The sequence below is a fragment of the Draconibacterium sp. IB214405 genome (genome assembly GCF_033963885.1).
Classification (GTDB): domain Bacteria; phylum Bacteroidota; class Bacteroidia; order Bacteroidales; family Prolixibacteraceae; genus Draconibacterium.
Genome location: NZ_JAXBMA010000001.1, coordinates 155709 through 171177, shown reverse-complemented (window position 1 = coordinate 171177; position 15469 = coordinate 155709). Strand labels below are relative to the sequence as shown.

Genomic DNA, 15469 nt, shown 5'->3' with positions numbered 1-15469 from the left:
AATATTACAAAAAGCACTACATATTTTGGGCTATCCGTGGTAAAATGAGATAAAAATCAGGGAAATGCGTGGTCGTAACAGTTATGTAATTCAGCAAAATGTTTTAATTTTGGCAAAAATCAAAATAACGTTAAAGGACGAAACAGACTTTTAGGATGTATGGAACAAACAAATTTTAAAGTCGCGTTTTAGGATTGATCTTATAAAACATTAAAAACGAATAATATGAATATTCCAGCTGATTTGAAATATACGCAAGACCACGAGTGGGTTCGCGTTGACGGAGATGTTGCTATTGTAGGTGTTACCGATTTTGCACAAGGCGAATTGGGCGACGTTGTATTTGTTGAAATTGAAACTGAAGGTGAAACACTTGATAAAGGTGAAACTTTTGGTACAGTTGAAGCAGTAAAAACCGTTTCTGACCTGTTTATGCCTGTTGGTGGCGAAGTTGCTGAGTTTAACGAAGACCTGGCTGACGATCCGGAACTGGTAAACAAAGATCCTTATGGGAAAGGCTGGATGATTAAAATTAATATGAGCGATGCAGCAGAGTTGGAAGATCTGATGGATGCTGATGCTTATAAAGCTATGATTGAAGCTTAAGATTTTTACAGCAGATATAAAATGCCTCATCGTTTTTCGGTGGGGCATTTTTTATCGCACAAAAAAACCGGAATCTAAAAGATCCCGGTTTTTGTATGTTGATACTTATTGTTATCCACATTTTGAGCAGCCGCAAGAAAGGCAAGTCAAACATCCTTCCTGGTATACTACCTCGTCTGATCCACATTCGCCGCATTTTGCATCGTCAGCAATTGTTCCGTCCGGAATGTACTTTTTCAATGCACGTGCAACACCTGCTTTCCACGAGTTAATTGTTTCGTTATCCAACTGCAAGCTGGTTACCAGTTCAACAATTTTATGAATTGGCATACCGTGGCGCAATGTTCCCGAAATCAGTTTTGCGTAGTTCCAGTATACAGGATTGAATTTGTGCGAAAGACCTTCGATAGTGGTTTTGTAGCCACGTTTGTTCATGTATTGGAAATCGTAACGAGAATCTTCGTCTTCCCAGCTTTTAATAATGTAACCTTTGGTTACTGAGCGTGGCAACAGAATTCCGTCTTCATCGTCGTGTAAACCGGTGAAGATTTCGTAAGGTTTTCCATCCATTAAACCGATAAAGGCAATCCATTTTTCCTTGTTATTTTGGAAACGTACAACGTCGGCCTCCAATTTCTCAGGACGTTTTGTTGGGAAAGCTCCTTTGTTTTCTTTCTTTTTGTTATCGTCGTTAGAGATCAATACGCCTGAACGTGATCCGTCGCGATATACAGTAACACCTTTACAACCGCTTTTCCAAGCTTCGAAATACAGGTCGCCTACCAATTCTTCTTTTACATCGGCAGGAAGGTTAATGGTTACAGAGATTGAGTGGTCTACCCATTTCTGAATACGTCCCTGCATGCGCACTTTGTTCAGCCAGTCAACATCGTTTGATGTAGCTTTGTAGTATGGCGACTCAACTACCATTTTTTCCAGTTCTTCAGAGCTGTACTCACGGGTAGTGTCGTAACCATTGGCTTTCATCCATGTTTTAAAATGGTGGTGGAAAACGGTGTACTCTTCCCAGTGATCGCCCACCTCGTCGATAAAGTCAACACGAACGTTTTTATCGTTTGGATTTACTTTTCTACGACGTTTGTAAACCGGCATAAACACAGGCTCAATACCTGAAGTAGTTTGCGTCATCAAACTGGTAGTTCCGGTTGGAGCAATGGTTAACAAGGCAATATTTCTACGGCCATATTTTTCCATTTTTTCGTACAAAGCCGAATCGGTATCTTTTATACGGTTGATCAGCGGGTTGTTCTTTTCACGCGCAGCATCATAAATGGTAAATGCTCCACGATCTTTTGCCAGGTGTACTGATGAGCGGTAAGCTTCAACGGCAATTGTTTTGTGTATTTCTTCCGAAAAATCTGTAGCATTATCGCTTCCGTAGCGCAAGCCCAGTGCTGCAAGCATATCGCCTTCGGCAGTTATACCAATTCCGGTACGGCGGCCTTCTTTTGCTTTACGACGAATACTTTGCCATAGATTTTTCTCTGTGAATTTTATTTCTTCTCCTTCAGGGTCGGCATCAACTTTTTCTAAAATGGCATCAATTTTTTCCAGTTCAAGATCGATAATATCGTCCATGATTCGCTGTGCATAGTGGATGTGTTCTTTGAACAGCTCGAAGTTGAACTTGGCTTCTTTGGTGAATGGATTTTGTACGTACGAATAAAGATTAATGGCTAAAAGGCGGCAGCTATCGTACGGACACAATGGAATTTCACCACAAGGATTAGTTGACACAGTGCGGTAACCCAAATCTGCATAACAATCAGGCACCGATTCGTTAATGATGGTATCCCAGAAAAGGATTCCAGGTTCAGCCGATTGCCAGGCATTTTTTACAATCTTTTTCCAAAGGTTGGTTGCGTTGGTTTCTTTAGTGTACTGAGCTTCGCCGGTAACAGGATACTGTTGCTCGTAGCTGGTTCCGGCTTCAACAGCTTTCATAAAATCGTCCTGTATTTTTACTGATACGTTAGCACCGGTAACTTTTCCCTGCTCCATTTTTGCATCGATAAAACTTTCCGAATCCGGGTGTTTAATCGATACTGAAAGCATAAGTGCGCCACGGCGTCCATCCTGGGCAACTTCGCGTGTTGAGTTAGAATAACGTTCCATAAACGGAACAATACCTGTTGATGTTAGTGCCGAGTTTTTCACCGGAGAACCTTTTGGGCGAATATGCGAAAGGTCGTGTCCAACTCCGCCGCGGCGTTTCATCAATTGTACCTGTTCCTGGTCAATTTTCATAATTCCACCGTACGAATCAGAATCGCCGTCGTTTCCAACAACAAAACAATTCGATAACGATGCGATTTGGTAGTCGTTTCCAATACCGGTCATTGGTCCTCCCTGAGGAACAATGTATTTGAAATCTTTTAAAACGCTGTAGATTTCATCTTCGGTTAAAGGGTTTGCATAGCGTTCTTCAATACGTGCGATTTCTTTTGCAAGTCGTCGGTGCATGTCGTCCGGTGTCAATTCGAAAATATTTCCGAACGAATCTTTAAGGGCATACTTATTCACCCAAACTCTTGCTGCCAAATCGTCTCCTTTGAAGTACTCGAGCGAGGCGTTTACTGCTTCATCCTGAGAGTAAATCTTCTTGCCCGCAGGGGCTTTTACAGATACTTCGTTTACTGCCATTTTTTTCCTGTAAGTGTATTAAAAGTTATATGAATGTATATTTGATTTTCTTAGGTAACAAGCACAACCAAATTGTGTAACGCAAGATAAAACAGAAAACAAATATTTGGAATTATTTGATTGACAAATTAAATAAAAGTTATCAACTTTAATTTGTTATGTGATTGAGGTATAGTGAGATATATATTTAATAGTTAAGAAAAGTTTACCAAAACTGAAATTTTTTGTTACACGAGAAAGATTTTTGTTAACGGAATATTACGTGCAAAAATTCAATTTTTCGACAGATTTTTTGCTAACAAAAAGCGTGCAAATTATGCATGATTGTTAAAAACTTTATTTATGATAAGTTTTGTTGACCCCACGTTTTTTTCTATATATTTTTTACAAATTTCGGAGGCATTTTGAAGGCTCATTTCATCGTTCAGGAGCTTATTTAATGCAGCTTCCAGCTCATTGAAATTTTGGATGGGGAAGGCGCCTTTTTCGGCAACCAGGTCAACAGCTTCTTTAAATTTTAAATAATTGGGTCCGAACAAAACCGGCAGTTTAAAAGTGGCCGCTTCCAAAATATTATGAATGCCCACACCGAAGCCACCGCCTATGTACGCTATGTTTCCGTACTGATAGAGCGATGATAAGATACCGATGGAGTCAATTATTAACACATCGTAACTGTCGATGTTAGAAATTTCTGCTTTGCTGAAACAAATGGCCGGTTTTTTCAACAATTCCTGAATTCTGTTGATATTCGCCGGTGCAACCTCGTGCGGAGCGATTATGAACTTCACATTGTTAGAGTTGTTAATAAACGCTGCAAGCAGCTCCTCATCGGGCTTCCAGGTGCTACCTGCAATCAGGGTTACATTATTGCCTCTGAACTTTTCCACAATGTTGAACTTTTTTGCACCGCGTGCAATTTCAGCCACCCGATCGAAGCGCGTATCGCCCGAAACAGTGAAATGTGTGATGCCAGCCTTTTCGAGTAGTTGGGCCGAATTTTCGTTCTGAATAAAAATGTGCTCGAAACTGTGAAGCATTTTTCGGTACCACTTTCCCCAGGGAGTTGATTTAAAAAACTGCTGGTTTTCACGGAAAATTGCCGAGATGATATACAGCGGAATTTGTTGCCTTTTGAGTTCTGTAATGTAATTGTACCAGAATTCGTATTTCACAAAGAATACTTTTTCGGGCTGAACGAGCTTAATAAAGTCTTTCGCATTCTTTTTCGTGTCCATCGGTAAGTAGGCAACAATATCGGCTCCTTCGTAATTTTTCCGGATCTCGTAACCTGACGGCGAAAAGAATGTAAGGATGAGCTTGTATTTCGGGTGTCGCTTTTTTATTTCTTCCAGCACCGGACGTCCTTGCTCAAACTCGCCCAGCGATGCACAGTGAAGCCAAATGTACGAAGCATTTTTGTCAACAGCCGATTCCAGCTTTTGCTTCCAGTTTTTGCGCCCGGCAACAAACAGTTTTGCCTTCTCGTTAAACAAAGCCGCAACACGGATAAAAAGTCCGTAAAACAAAATGCCAAGGTTGTATAGTAAGCTCATCGTTTTCAGAATTAATAATGCCGGCGATTGTTTAAATACTCGTAAATCGTAATGTTTATGAGTAGCAATAAAAACAGGTAGCCAATTTTTTCAACAGGAACACCGGTGAGGGTAATTCCAATTACGTGTGTTGAATCGTAAATAATCGCAGGCAGCGAATTTAAAATTGCCGAGACAACCAAAAACGGTATCAGTGAAATTAATAGCGCTAGGTAAAACTTGGTGTAATATTTTTTGAAACGGTTACGAAAAACGGTGTAACCCAGGTAGATTGCCGACAGAAAGAAAGTAAAAAAGCTAAACATTCGTGCGCGGAAAACATAGGCTAAAACTCCTGTGGTAACCAGAAGTACCAAGCTGACAATTAGAAAAATGTTGGGCTTTTCGAAGTCTTCAAAACGCACTTTTAGCCATTCGTAAATGTAAATTGATGACAGTGGAATAATTAAAAATGACAGCCACTCTTCAACGGGTAAGCGAAGCAGCTCAATTCCGGAAAGATAATCGGGATTAAAACTCCAGATGCCCATTTGTAAGAACCGGATGTCCCACATCACAAAAATGGCCCCGGCAAAAATTACAGCCGGCAAAATGTACTTCAGCCTGAAAACAAACCGCACCTTTTTTTGAAAGCTGAGTACTACCGGAATTACCAGGTAGATCAGTAATAACAACAGGTACGACAGGTTTTGAATCTCCATTTTTTCGAATTTTGAGCAAAGGTATTGGATTTGTTGTAAAAATAAAGGCGCAACGACCATTTTGTCGCTGCGCCTTTTATCAGAACTTTTAGGTTCCTGTTTAGTATTTTGCTCTGGCCTTTTTAGCCGGATCTTCTTCAGGTGAAATAAAACTCATTTTAAATGCATAGCTGTATTCCTTTTTGGTAAGGCGATACTGGTCGTGTGTCCATGCGCCCCAGCTGTCGTCGCCACCAACACCCATTTGTTTGTAATCGATGTTAACCGAAGTCAGGTCGCGTGGTTTAACATCGTTAATGTGTCGGTTGATCACTTCAACACCCGGAACCTGTCGCCCATCGGTACGCTCAACACTTTCGAAGTCTTCCATAATGTTGTGGTGTGCGCTAACTTCCAACAATGGCATTCCCGAGAACAACAGACCGTTTCCGGCATTGTCGGTGATGGTTACCCAGCGAACATCGGTTTTGTTTCCGTTTTCCTGCGGACGAAGATATGCCCAGTACTGATCGGCAACACTACCATTGTATAAGCCTACAAATGCTCCGGTTTTTCTGTCCCAGTACGATTCCTGTGGACCGCGGCCGAACCAGCTCATTTGGTCGAAATTGCGTGGCATTACAAGGTTCATACCCATGCGCACAATTTCCGGCAGTTCGTCGGCAGTCATTTTAAAGTTGTTTTCAACCACAATATCTCCCGATCCGTAAACCGTGTAAATTGATTTGTAGGTTGCAATCTGCGCTTCTTCATCGTTTACAAGGTTAAAATCGAAAACTACTTCAACCGTATTTTTGCTTAAGGCTTTTACTGCAACATCTGCTACTTTGCGGTTTTCACCGGCTTTACGCCAAACACGGCTTCGGTTGTACAGGTCGTTGCCAAAGTCGTTGTCGATTGGTGCACGCCAGAAATTCGGAACCGGACCGCTGATCAACATTTCTGTATCTCCTTTTTTAAGGCTTGAAATGATACCGGCTTTCTTATCGAAAGTTACGGTGAATCCTTCTCCCGATACATTTGCTGTTTCTGCTGTTTCCTCCACTGTTACGTCAGGCATTTGAGGCATTTTGTATTCCAGAGTCATTGGAACTACAAATGGAATTTCAAATTGCTCTTCGGCTAAGATCCACCCGGCTTCAACAAGGCTCCAGTTTTCTTTTAGTTTCGCATGAACGTTCAGGAAATATTCAACACCGGCTTCCGGTTTTACATCAAAATCAATAGTAACTTTTTTGCTTTCGCCCGGAGCTAAATCGATGCTTCCGAGGTCGCCGCTGTCAACTACTTTTCCGTCGGCAGTAACTTTCCAAACAAAGTCGAAAGCCGACAGATTCATAAATACATATTTGTTCTCGATCGAGATAATTCCTTTTTTCAAATCAACCGCATCGAAACCAATGTGCTGGTAAACTTTCTTAACCTCAAGTAGGTGTGGTTTTACAGCACGGTCGGGATCAACCAAACCGTTGTTGCAGAAGTTTCCATCCGAAGGAACGGTATCGGGACCAAAGTCGCCGCCGTAAGCCCAGAATCCTTCTCCTGCATCGTTCGTGGTCCACAAGCCCTGGTCAACCCAGTCCCAGATAAATCCACCTTGCAGTACGTCGTATTTCTCAATCAAATCCCAGTAATCCTGCAGGTTTCCAACGCTGTTACCCATGGCATGCGCATATTCGCACTGGATAAGTGGTTTGTCGGCTTTTTCTTTCGCAAAACGTTCCATACCATCCATGCGCATGTACATCGGGCAGTTGATATCGGTGTTCTCGCCACCGTGTGCCTGCTCGTATTGTACCGGGCGTGTGTTGTCTACTCCCTTCAGGTATTCGTATGTTGCCATGAAGTTTACACCGTTTCCGGCTTCGTTACCCAAACTCCAGATTACCACACATGGTTGGTTTTTGTCGCGTTCGAACATATTTTTCGTGCGGTATAAATGAGCCGCTTTCCAATCTTCGTTTTTGGCCAACGATTCTGGTCCGTAACCCATTCCGTGCGATTCGATATTTGCTTCGTCAACAATGTACAATCCGTATTTATTACACAGCTCGTACCACAATTCAGGTTGTGGGTAGTGCGATGTACGAACAGCATTCAGGTTGTTTTCCTTCATGGTTTTTATATCGAGCAACATTGTTTCGCGGTCCTGAACGTGACCGTTTTTATCGTGGTGTTCGTGCAGGTTGGCACCTTTAATGTAAACGTATTTTCCGTTCACACGAAGCGTTGCATCTTTAATTTCAATACGGCGGAAACCAACATCCTGACGAATTACTTCAACAACATCATCCCCATTTTTTAGGGTGATTACCAACTCGTAAAGGTTTGGAATTTCAGCCGACCATTGTTTCACGTTTGGAATTTCAGCTTCAAAGTTTACTGAGGTTCCGTCGGTAGTTGCAGATAATTCTTTTACAACTTTTCCATTATTCGAAAGTACAGCATCAACAGTTAATTCGCCATTGTTGGTCAACTCAAGAGCCAATGTAAACAGACCATTTGTATATGAATCGTCAAGAGTAGAACCAACACGGAAATCTTTTAAAGATTGCTGGCCGCGAGAAATAAGGTAAACGTCGCGGGTGATACCACTTAAACGCCAGAAATCCTGGTCTTCCAAATAAGAAGCATCGCTCCAGCGGAAAATCTCAACGGCCATGGTATTTTCTCCGGGAACCAAATATTTGGTGATGTTGAACTCGGCAGGTGTTTTGCTGTCTTCGCTGTACCCCACGTATTGTTCGTTCACCCAAAGATTCATATTCGACGAAACCGCACCAAAGTGAGCGATGATTTCGCTACCGTCCCATTCTGCAGGAACTTCGAAAGTACGTTTGTACGATCCAACAGGATTGTAATCTTTTTGGATAAGTGGCGGCGTTTGAGCATGTGGATATTTTACGTTGGTGTAAATCGGGTAATCAAAACCAACTACTTCCCAGTTGGCAGGCACCTGAATTTCGTCCCATTGGCGGGTATCGAAATCATTTTTGAAAAACCAGAATGGGCGTTCCGACGGATTTTGCGCCAGGTGAAATTGCCATGTTCCGTTTAGTGATTTCAGAAGTGGCGATTGCCATTTATCTTCGGTACTTGTCTGTTCGGCCGATGCGAAAGGAATAAAATGAGCATGTGGCTCAGCTTTGTTTACCTGGTAAATTTCAGGGTCTTCCCATGGTTTTGGATTAGGCTCCTCGAATGGTACATTGGAGTAGTCGGTGTAATTGTTACACGAAACCAATGCAACCAGTACGATTGAAAAAAGTTTTAGTGTCAAATAAGATTTTTTTATCATGATATTGGAATTATATGTTTTCTATTTAAACAGACAGCAAATTTAAATTTTGTACCTACATTTTGCTGTAACAAAACGGGCAAAAATGTATAACAAAACAAGCAAAATAGGTGGTGAGTGTGGTTAAAGCGAAAATGTTCTAACATTTTAAGTGGTTGGAGGAGAGGAATAAAAAAAGCTGTCCGTTATTTTCGGACAGCTTTCTAACTTTACTTGATTATATATTTTATTCAACCGCTTCGATTACCATCAGTACATCTCCTTTGGCAACCGAATCACCCTGATCGAACTTCACTTCTTTTACAACACCGTTAACTGTTGAGTCGAGATTATTCATCATTTTCATCGCCTCAAGTACAACAACGGTTTCTCCCACGGTTACTTTGTCGCCGGGTTTCTTTTTGTATTCTACAATCATTCCCGGAATTGGAGCAGATAGACTTCCTTCCGCTTCCACTTCTTTAGAACCATTGTTTTTTACACGGCGCAATCGAGGTGCGGCAGCGGCAGCATTCGGATCATTGATTTCAACGGTAAATACCTCGCCATCAACTTTTACTTCCAATTCGCGTGTTGCACCATTTTTGCCTTTCGAAGTAAGTTCTCCTGCAAGAGCTTTGCGAACCAACTCCTGTTCTTTCTCCACCTGTTCCATCGTTTTAGCCTTGAACTCAGCAGGTACTTCTTCCTGACCGTATTTCCATTTCAGGAAACGTTTTCCGGTAACAGGATAAAGTGCACACAATACTTCGTCGTCAATATCTTTTGCCAGATCTGAGAATTGCGATTTTACTTCTTCCATCTCCGGTTGAAGGATCGAGCCCGGACGTTCTGTGATTGGCTCCTCACCTCGCGGATAATCTTTTAAGGCTTTTTTCTGAACTTCAGGATTGATTGGCTCGGTGGTTTTACCATATAAACCGAAGCATAGATCTTTTACCTCTTTGGTAATTTGGGCGTATTCGCCTTCGTATGAATCGAACAATACATTGTTCACGGTTTGTACACCAACGATTTGCGAAGTTGGTGTTACCAACGGAATATTTCCAAGGTCTTTACGAACTTTAGGCAACAAGCGGAAAACTTCAGGAAGTTTATCCAAAGCATCCATCGCTTTTAACTGGTTTACCAGGTTCGACAACATTCCGCCCGGAGTTTGGTGAAGTAATACATTTATATCGGTAGTAGCATATTTCGGATTATTATCCAGGTGCTTGTACTTCGGAATGTATTTTTCCATCTCTTCAGCAATAGCTGTAATCTGGTTGATATCCATTCCTGAGTCGCGGTTAGTGCCTAACAACGACATGATAATTGGCTCAACTGCAGCGTGAGAAGTACGGTATGCGTAAGGTCCGATACAGGTATCTACAATGTCAACACCTGCTTCAATTGCTTTGAATATGGACAAATCGCCCATGCCCGAAGTAAAGTGGGTGTGAAGATTGATTGGCGTATCGGTAATTTTTTTGATTTCGCGAACCAGGTTGTAAATATCGTAAGGCGCAATTAATCCGGCCATGTCTTTAATACAAATCGAATCAACACCAAATTGCTCCAATTCTTTTACCTTGTTCAGGTAGTAATCCATGTTGTATACATCGCCACCCAAACGAGGCTGGTTCAATGTGTAACATACCACACCCTGAAAGTGCTTGCCATTGTCTTTAATAACCTGTGCAGCAGTTTCGAAGTTGCGGTAGTCGTTCAATGCATCGAAACAACGGAAAATATCCATACCGTTGTCGATGGCACGCTGAACGAATGCTTTTACCACATCATCAGCATAGTTTCTGTAACCTACCACATTCTGGCCGCGAAGCAGCATTGAAAATGGCGTTTTTGGCATGTGTTTTTTTAGTGTTCGTAAACGCTCCCATGGGTCCTCGGCAAGGAAACGGTGCATAGTATCGAAAGTTGCACCACCCCAGGTTTCAACGGCATTGTAACCGGCATTGTCAATCATTTCTGCCACCGGCAACATATCTTCGGTACGACCGCGAGTTGCAAAAAGCGACTGGTGACCGTCGCGCAAACTTACGTCGTTAATTTTTATCGGATTGGATGCTTTTGTTCTGTCCGGCCCAAACTCGAGCTGCGACATTTCCAACACACCATGTTTATCGTAATTCATCTCTATGTTTCTTTTTTCTGTTATAAGTAGTAATCAAAAACTTAAGCACGTTTTCTGAGTCGGCCGCGTCGTTGAACCATTTCACGGTTGTCCATGATTAGCTCTTTTCCGGCTGATGCCCATGTTGTGTACTCTTTTTCTTCCTGGTTGTTTTTAGCTGCTTCCTGCTCAAGGTAATAGGCAACTGCAATCATAGCAGCTCTTCTCTTTTTTTCTCTGGCTGTCATAATCAATTGTTTTATAATGGTATGTTTCCGTGTTTTTTCGGTGGTAGAACTTCTGTTTTTGTCGACATAATTTCCATGGCATCAATTAAACGAAGCCTTGTTTCGCTTGGTAAAATTACATCGTCGATATATCCGCGTTTTGCGGCCAGGTAAGGCACGTTAAAGGCCTCTTCATATTCCTGAATCTTAGCTTCAGTCATTGCCTTTCTGTCTTCGGCTTCAGAAATCTGTTTGCGGTAGGTAGAAATTACCTCAACCGCGCCTTTGGCACCCATAACTGCAATTTCGGCCGATGGCCATGCAAATACCATGTCAGCGCCCAGTGGTTTCGAACACATGGCAAGGTAAGCACCGCCATAATCTTTACGTGTTACAACTGTAAATTTCGGAACAGTGGCTTCGGCATACGCCCAAAGTAATTTTGCACCGTGGCGAATAATTCCGTCCCATTCTTGCTGAACACCAGGCAAATAACCCGGAACATCAACAAAAGTGATCATTGGAATATTGAAAGCATCGCAGGTACGAACAAAGCGGCTGATTTTATCCGAAGCATCAATGTCGAGACATCCGGCCTGGATCATCGGCTGGTTGGCAATAATACCTACCGAACGGTTATTCAGGTGACCGAAACCAACAATGGCATTCTCGGCATAATGTTCGTGCACCTGCATAAACTCGCCGTTATCAAGAACCGATTCAATAATGTCGACCATGTTGTATGGTACTTTCGAATCGTCAGGAATAATCGTGTCCAGTTCTTCGCATAAACGTGCCGGATCGTCGCCCATCGGAATTTTAGGAGCTTCTTCCAGGTTATTGTTTGGTAAGAATTCCAATAATTCTTTGATGGCTTCAATGGTGTCTTCATCGCTTTCGCATGCAAAATGTGCATTACCACTTTTTGAGTTGTGAACCATTGCTCCGCCAAGCTCTTCGAACGTGGTTTCTTCTCCGGTAACGGTTTTAATTACATACGGACTGGTAATAAACATGTGACTTTGTTTTTTTACCATAAAAACGAAGTCGGTCATTGCAGGTGAATAAACAGCACCACCGGCACAAGGTCCCATAATTGCAGAGATCTGCGGCACAACACCCGACGCACGAGAGTTACGCATAAAAATCTCGCCATAGCCTTTTAATGCATCAACACCTTCTTCAACGCGGGCACCGCCTGAGTCGTTTAATCCAACAACCGGAGCTCCTGCTTTTACAGCCAGATCCATGATTTTACAGATTTTTGCCGCATGCATTTCGCCCAACGATCCTCCTCGCGAAGTAAAGTCTTGCGAATAGGCAAATACCGGTCGTCCGTTTACCAGACCATGTCCAACAACAACACCGTCTGATGGTACTTCAACCTTATCAAGTCCGAAGTTTACTGAACGGTGTTCAACAAACATATCTACTTCTCTGAAGCTGTTTTCATCAAAAAGTAGATCCAATCGCTCACGAGCGCTAAGTTTCCCTTTTTCGTGTTGTTTAGCAACGCGACTTTCTCCGCCCATTTTTTGGACTTCTTCGCGTTTTTTCTTTAACAACTCAATCTTTTCCGACACTTTCATGACACTGTTTTATGTATAAATTGCTTCTCAAATATTGTTTACATCGGCAAAATTAAATCCTTTCGGATGATATTTATATGACTTTCGTTAGAAGAGGCTTTAAATAGCGAAAAAATTCTTTATTCAAACATTTAACCCAAATATACTAATAGGTAAAAGGAATGTAAGTCTCATGAAAAGAGGGCTTAAGGTGATTTATTAAATATTCATTAAATGTATTAATAAAGAATTAAATCTTTAATATGATTTCGACGATACCCTTGCGAAGGTGGTATGGTGTTGATTATTAGTGTGTTATAATGGATTAAAGAAGGAGTATAAGGTCTTTAATTCGTATTGTTGCTTTTGGCTACAGGTGTAATCAGCTTATAAACAAAAGTTTATGCCGGTTTTTATTGCCTTGTCGTACCTTTCTTTGTCGAATCGATAAAGGAATGGTCTTTTATGTGAAACACCTTCTTTTCGTTCTCCCAATCTTTCGTAAATTCCCCAGTTCAGCATTTTCCGCTGAAAGTTGCTTCTGGTTAATGGTTTGTCGAGAATAATTTCGTAGATACGTTGCAGTTCGGGCATCGTAAATTTTTCGGGTAGAAGATTGTAGCCTATTGGTTCAAAAAAAAGCTCTTTTCGAAGAGAGCTCAAAGCTTCATCAATAATTAGGTTATGGTCGTACATTAATTCGGGAATAGTATCAATATCTACCCATTCACTCATGACGTTAATAATTCCGCCTGTTGGATGAACGGTGTCGAAGTTGACTAACGCAAAATAGCCGATCGTAAAAACTCTGTCAGGAATGTCGATATCTTCAGGTGGTTTGTAAGATTCTTCGTGGAGTTCGTTATATACAGTAGCATATGAAAACCGATCGGGTTCACTAAATACATGAAACTGTTTAAGAAAGATACTTTCAAGTCCGGTAGTTTCTTGTAGTACTCTGTTGGCTGCATCATCTGCATTTTCATTTTTGAGTATGGCTCCGCCAGGAAGCGATTTTTTCAGACGGGGATCGAAGGTGGCGAGAAGAACCTTAAGTTTATCTTCTGATACGGAGAAGATTACAGGATTAACGCCAACCGTTAAACTTGTGTTTTTTACGTAATTCCTAAAATTAAACTTCTGGTTAGTAGTCATATTTAATGTTAAATCTTTATTGTATCACATCGATACAATGAAGATTGTTTTTTACTTTGTAATACACAAATGAAAGCAATCTTTATTTAAAATTCGAAAGATTGACGTGTGATTTAAAGTATTCTATTGAGATATATTTTAATATATCCCATTTCCATACAAGAATAGAAAAACCCGTATACTGATCATATACGGGTTCGTTTTTATATGGTATTTATGTTTTTTGGATTATTACGAAAAAAGCTTTGCCACTTTTTCTTTTACCTCTTCTTCGTTCGGATTAATATCGAAAACGATTTCAGGTTTTAAATAGAAGAGTTCATTTTCGGCTTTGAATTTTTCCTCGCCACCCCCTGTAATATTCAGCATGATCAGGTCGTCTTTTTTAACCGTGCCATTTTTAACTGCATCGATAAGTGTTGCAGTTGCAATAGCTGAAGCCGGGTGAATATCGTTTCCTTCGGTTTTCAGGAATAACTCGCCTGCTTCTGCAGCATGATCATTAGTGGCAAGTAACACTTCGCCGCCTGCATCTTTCATGGCATCAAACAAACCGCCTGCAATTGGATACGGAGGTTTACGGTTCGACAGAACTTTAGCCACAATTTCTTCAACCTGCTCGCGGGCAAGATTATCATCTAAAGGCAACATCGCACGCGAATCAGCTTTCCACGCATCGTGAATGGGTGTAAACGGCATATTCTGTGAAACCATCAGTTTCATTTTTTTGTTGCCGAATCGTCCGTCTTCGATTAAACGCAGGTTGGCTTCCCAGGCTGCAATTGCCCCGGTTCCGCTACCAATGGCCTGAAAATAGTAATCAGGAATTTCGCCAATTGTTGTAGTTGCCGAAAGCATTGTAGTTGCCATTCCGTCGCGGCGGGCAACGTTTTTCGCACCTCCTTCAGCAACAAAACCTTCCATTCCTGCAACGATATTCGAAAGGTGAATGGCATCGAAATAGTCGCTACCCGATTTGCTGCAAATCAGTTTTACGCAATCGTTAATCGGAGCGTCGAACCAAAGTGCTCCGATGTTATCCTCCGGAACACAAATCAGCAAAGGGATATTATTTTCAGAGCAAACTCTTGCAAAAGCACGCGAAGTATTTCCGGCAGAAGCCACCACCAAAACCTGGTGCATATCTTCTGTCATTCGGCCGCAAACCGAGTAAGCTTCAGTTTCTTTAAACGAGGCGGTTTTCATGTTGGTGCCTTTTTCAGGCCAGTAACCGCTGAATGTGATCCAAAGATTTTCGAGTCCCAATTCTTTAGCCAGGCCCTCGCTTTTGTAAGTCACAGGTGCCGACGATCCTTCCAGCATTCTGCCAATTGGTAACCAGTCGGCAAACTTGTACAAGCCCCATGACTCGTCTTTAACATCAATTTGTTTTTTATCGTAAATAGCACGAATTAACGTTGGTTCGGCCTCGCCCGGAGCATCCAGCATCCAACCTTCATCTTTAAACTCCTTACCGGTTTTAAACGATTTCAGGATGTATTTTGTAGGCGAAAAATCTTTGCTCATTCTACGTCTGTTTTATTTTAAGAATGACAAATGTAGAAAATGCAGACATAAAAC

At 41.7% G+C, this 15469-nt stretch carries 10 protein-coding genes; 1 reads left to right on the top strand and 9 read right to left on the bottom strand.

Annotation, left to right across the window (positions count from 1 at the left end; translation table 11 throughout):
- Window positions 1–225 precede the first annotated feature (225 nt).
- Window positions 226–606 carry a glycine cleavage system protein GcvH gene (gene gcvH, locus SLH46_RS00510; protein WP_320279173.1) on the top strand — a complete coding sequence of 127 codons (381 nt, stop codon included), beginning with the start codon at window positions 226–228 and terminating at the stop codon, window positions 604–606.
- Between the two features lie 111 nt (window positions 607–717).
- Here the strand turns inward: gcvH and SLH46_RS00505 are convergent, their stop codons facing one another.
- The 9 genes from SLH46_RS00505 to SLH46_RS00465 all read right to left on the bottom strand — a co-directional run bounded on the left by SLH46_RS00505 (window position 718) and on the right by SLH46_RS00465 (window position 15415).
- Window positions 718–3270, bottom strand: coding sequence for an adenosylcobalamin-dependent ribonucleoside-diphosphate reductase (locus SLH46_RS00505; RefSeq protein ID WP_320279172.1), 2553 nt, complete (start codon window positions 3268–3270; stop codon window positions 718–720).
- A 314-nt stretch (window positions 3271–3584) separates the two neighbouring features.
- Complete coding sequence (locus SLH46_RS00500) at window positions 3585–4826, bottom strand: 3-deoxy-D-manno-octulosonic acid transferase (RefSeq protein WP_320279171.1); 1242 nt, start codon at window positions 4824–4826, stop codon at window positions 3585–3587.
- Window positions 4827–4837: 11 nt separating this feature from the next.
- Window positions 4838–5527: a lycopene cyclase domain-containing protein gene (locus tag SLH46_RS00495; RefSeq protein WP_320279170.1), complete on the bottom strand. Its 690-nt coding sequence runs from the start codon at window positions 5525–5527 to the stop codon at window positions 4838–4840.
- Between the two features lie 100 nt (window positions 5528–5627).
- A complete protein-coding gene (locus tag SLH46_RS00490) occupies window positions 5628–8807 on the bottom strand; it encodes a glycoside hydrolase family 2 TIM barrel-domain containing protein (protein WP_320279169.1) in 3180 nt (1059 codons plus the stop codon).
- Between the two features lie 244 nt (window positions 8808–9051).
- The gene (locus SLH46_RS00485; RefSeq protein WP_320279168.1) at window positions 9052–10959 is read right to left on the bottom strand and encodes a pyruvate carboxylase subunit B; all 1908 of its coding nucleotides are present in this window, start codon (window positions 10957–10959) and stop codon (window positions 9052–9054) included.
- A 41-nt stretch (window positions 10960–11000) separates the two neighbouring features.
- The gene (locus SLH46_RS00480; protein ID WP_320279167.1) at window positions 11001–11186 is read right to left on the bottom strand and encodes a hypothetical protein; all 186 of its coding nucleotides are present in this window, start codon (window positions 11184–11186) and stop codon (window positions 11001–11003) included.
- Between the two features lie 11 nt (window positions 11187–11197).
- The gene (locus tag SLH46_RS00475) at window positions 11198–12754 is read right to left on the bottom strand and encodes an acyl-CoA carboxylase subunit beta (RefSeq protein WP_320279166.1); all 1557 of its coding nucleotides are present in this window, start codon (window positions 12752–12754) and stop codon (window positions 11198–11200) included.
- Between the two features lie 366 nt (window positions 12755–13120).
- Complete coding sequence (locus tag SLH46_RS00470) at window positions 13121–13888, bottom strand: NUDIX hydrolase (protein ID WP_320279165.1); 768 nt, start codon at window positions 13886–13888, stop codon at window positions 13121–13123.
- 231 nt (window positions 13889–14119) lie between these two features.
- Window positions 14120–15415 (bottom strand): cysteate synthase, encoded by a 1296-nt coding sequence (locus SLH46_RS00465; RefSeq protein ID WP_320279164.1) that lies wholly within the window; start codon window positions 15413–15415, stop codon window positions 14120–14122.
- Between the last annotated feature and the right edge of the window lie 54 nt (window positions 15416–15469).

What these genes read in the sequence shown, in the direction of transcription:
- SLH46_RS00475 (WP_320279166.1), bottom strand. Translation starts at nt 12,754, where the DNA reads ATGAAAGTGTCGGAAAAGATTGAGTTGTTAAAGAAAAAACGCGAAGAA.
- SLH46_RS00500 (WP_320279171.1), bottom strand. Translation starts at nt 4,826, where the DNA reads ATGAGCTTACTATACAACCTTGGCATTTTGTTTTACGGACTTTTTATC.
- SLH46_RS00485 (WP_320279168.1), bottom strand. Translation starts at nt 10,959, where the DNA reads ATGAATTACGATAAACATGGTGTGTTGGAAATGTCGCAGCTCGAGTTT.
- SLH46_RS00465 (WP_320279164.1), bottom strand. Translation starts at nt 15,415, where the DNA reads ATGAGCAAAGATTTTTCGCCTACAAAATACATCCTGAAATCGTTTAAA.
- gcvH (WP_320279173.1), top strand. Translation starts at nt 226, where the DNA reads ATGAATATTCCAGCTGATTTGAAATATACGCAAGACCACGAGTGGGTT.
- SLH46_RS00480 (WP_320279167.1), bottom strand. Translation starts at nt 11,186, where the DNA reads ATGACAGCCAGAGAAAAAAAGAGAAGAGCTGCTATGATTGCAGTTGCC.
- SLH46_RS00470 (WP_320279165.1), bottom strand. Translation starts at nt 13,888, where the DNA reads ATGACTACTAACCAGAAGTTTAATTTTAGGAATTACGTAAAAAACACA.
- SLH46_RS00505 (WP_320279172.1), bottom strand. Translation starts at nt 3,270, where the DNA reads ATGGCAGTAAACGAAGTATCTGTAAAAGCCCCTGCGGGCAAGAAGATT.
- SLH46_RS00495 (WP_320279170.1), bottom strand. Translation starts at nt 5,527, where the DNA reads ATGGAGATTCAAAACCTGTCGTACCTGTTGTTATTACTGATCTACCTG.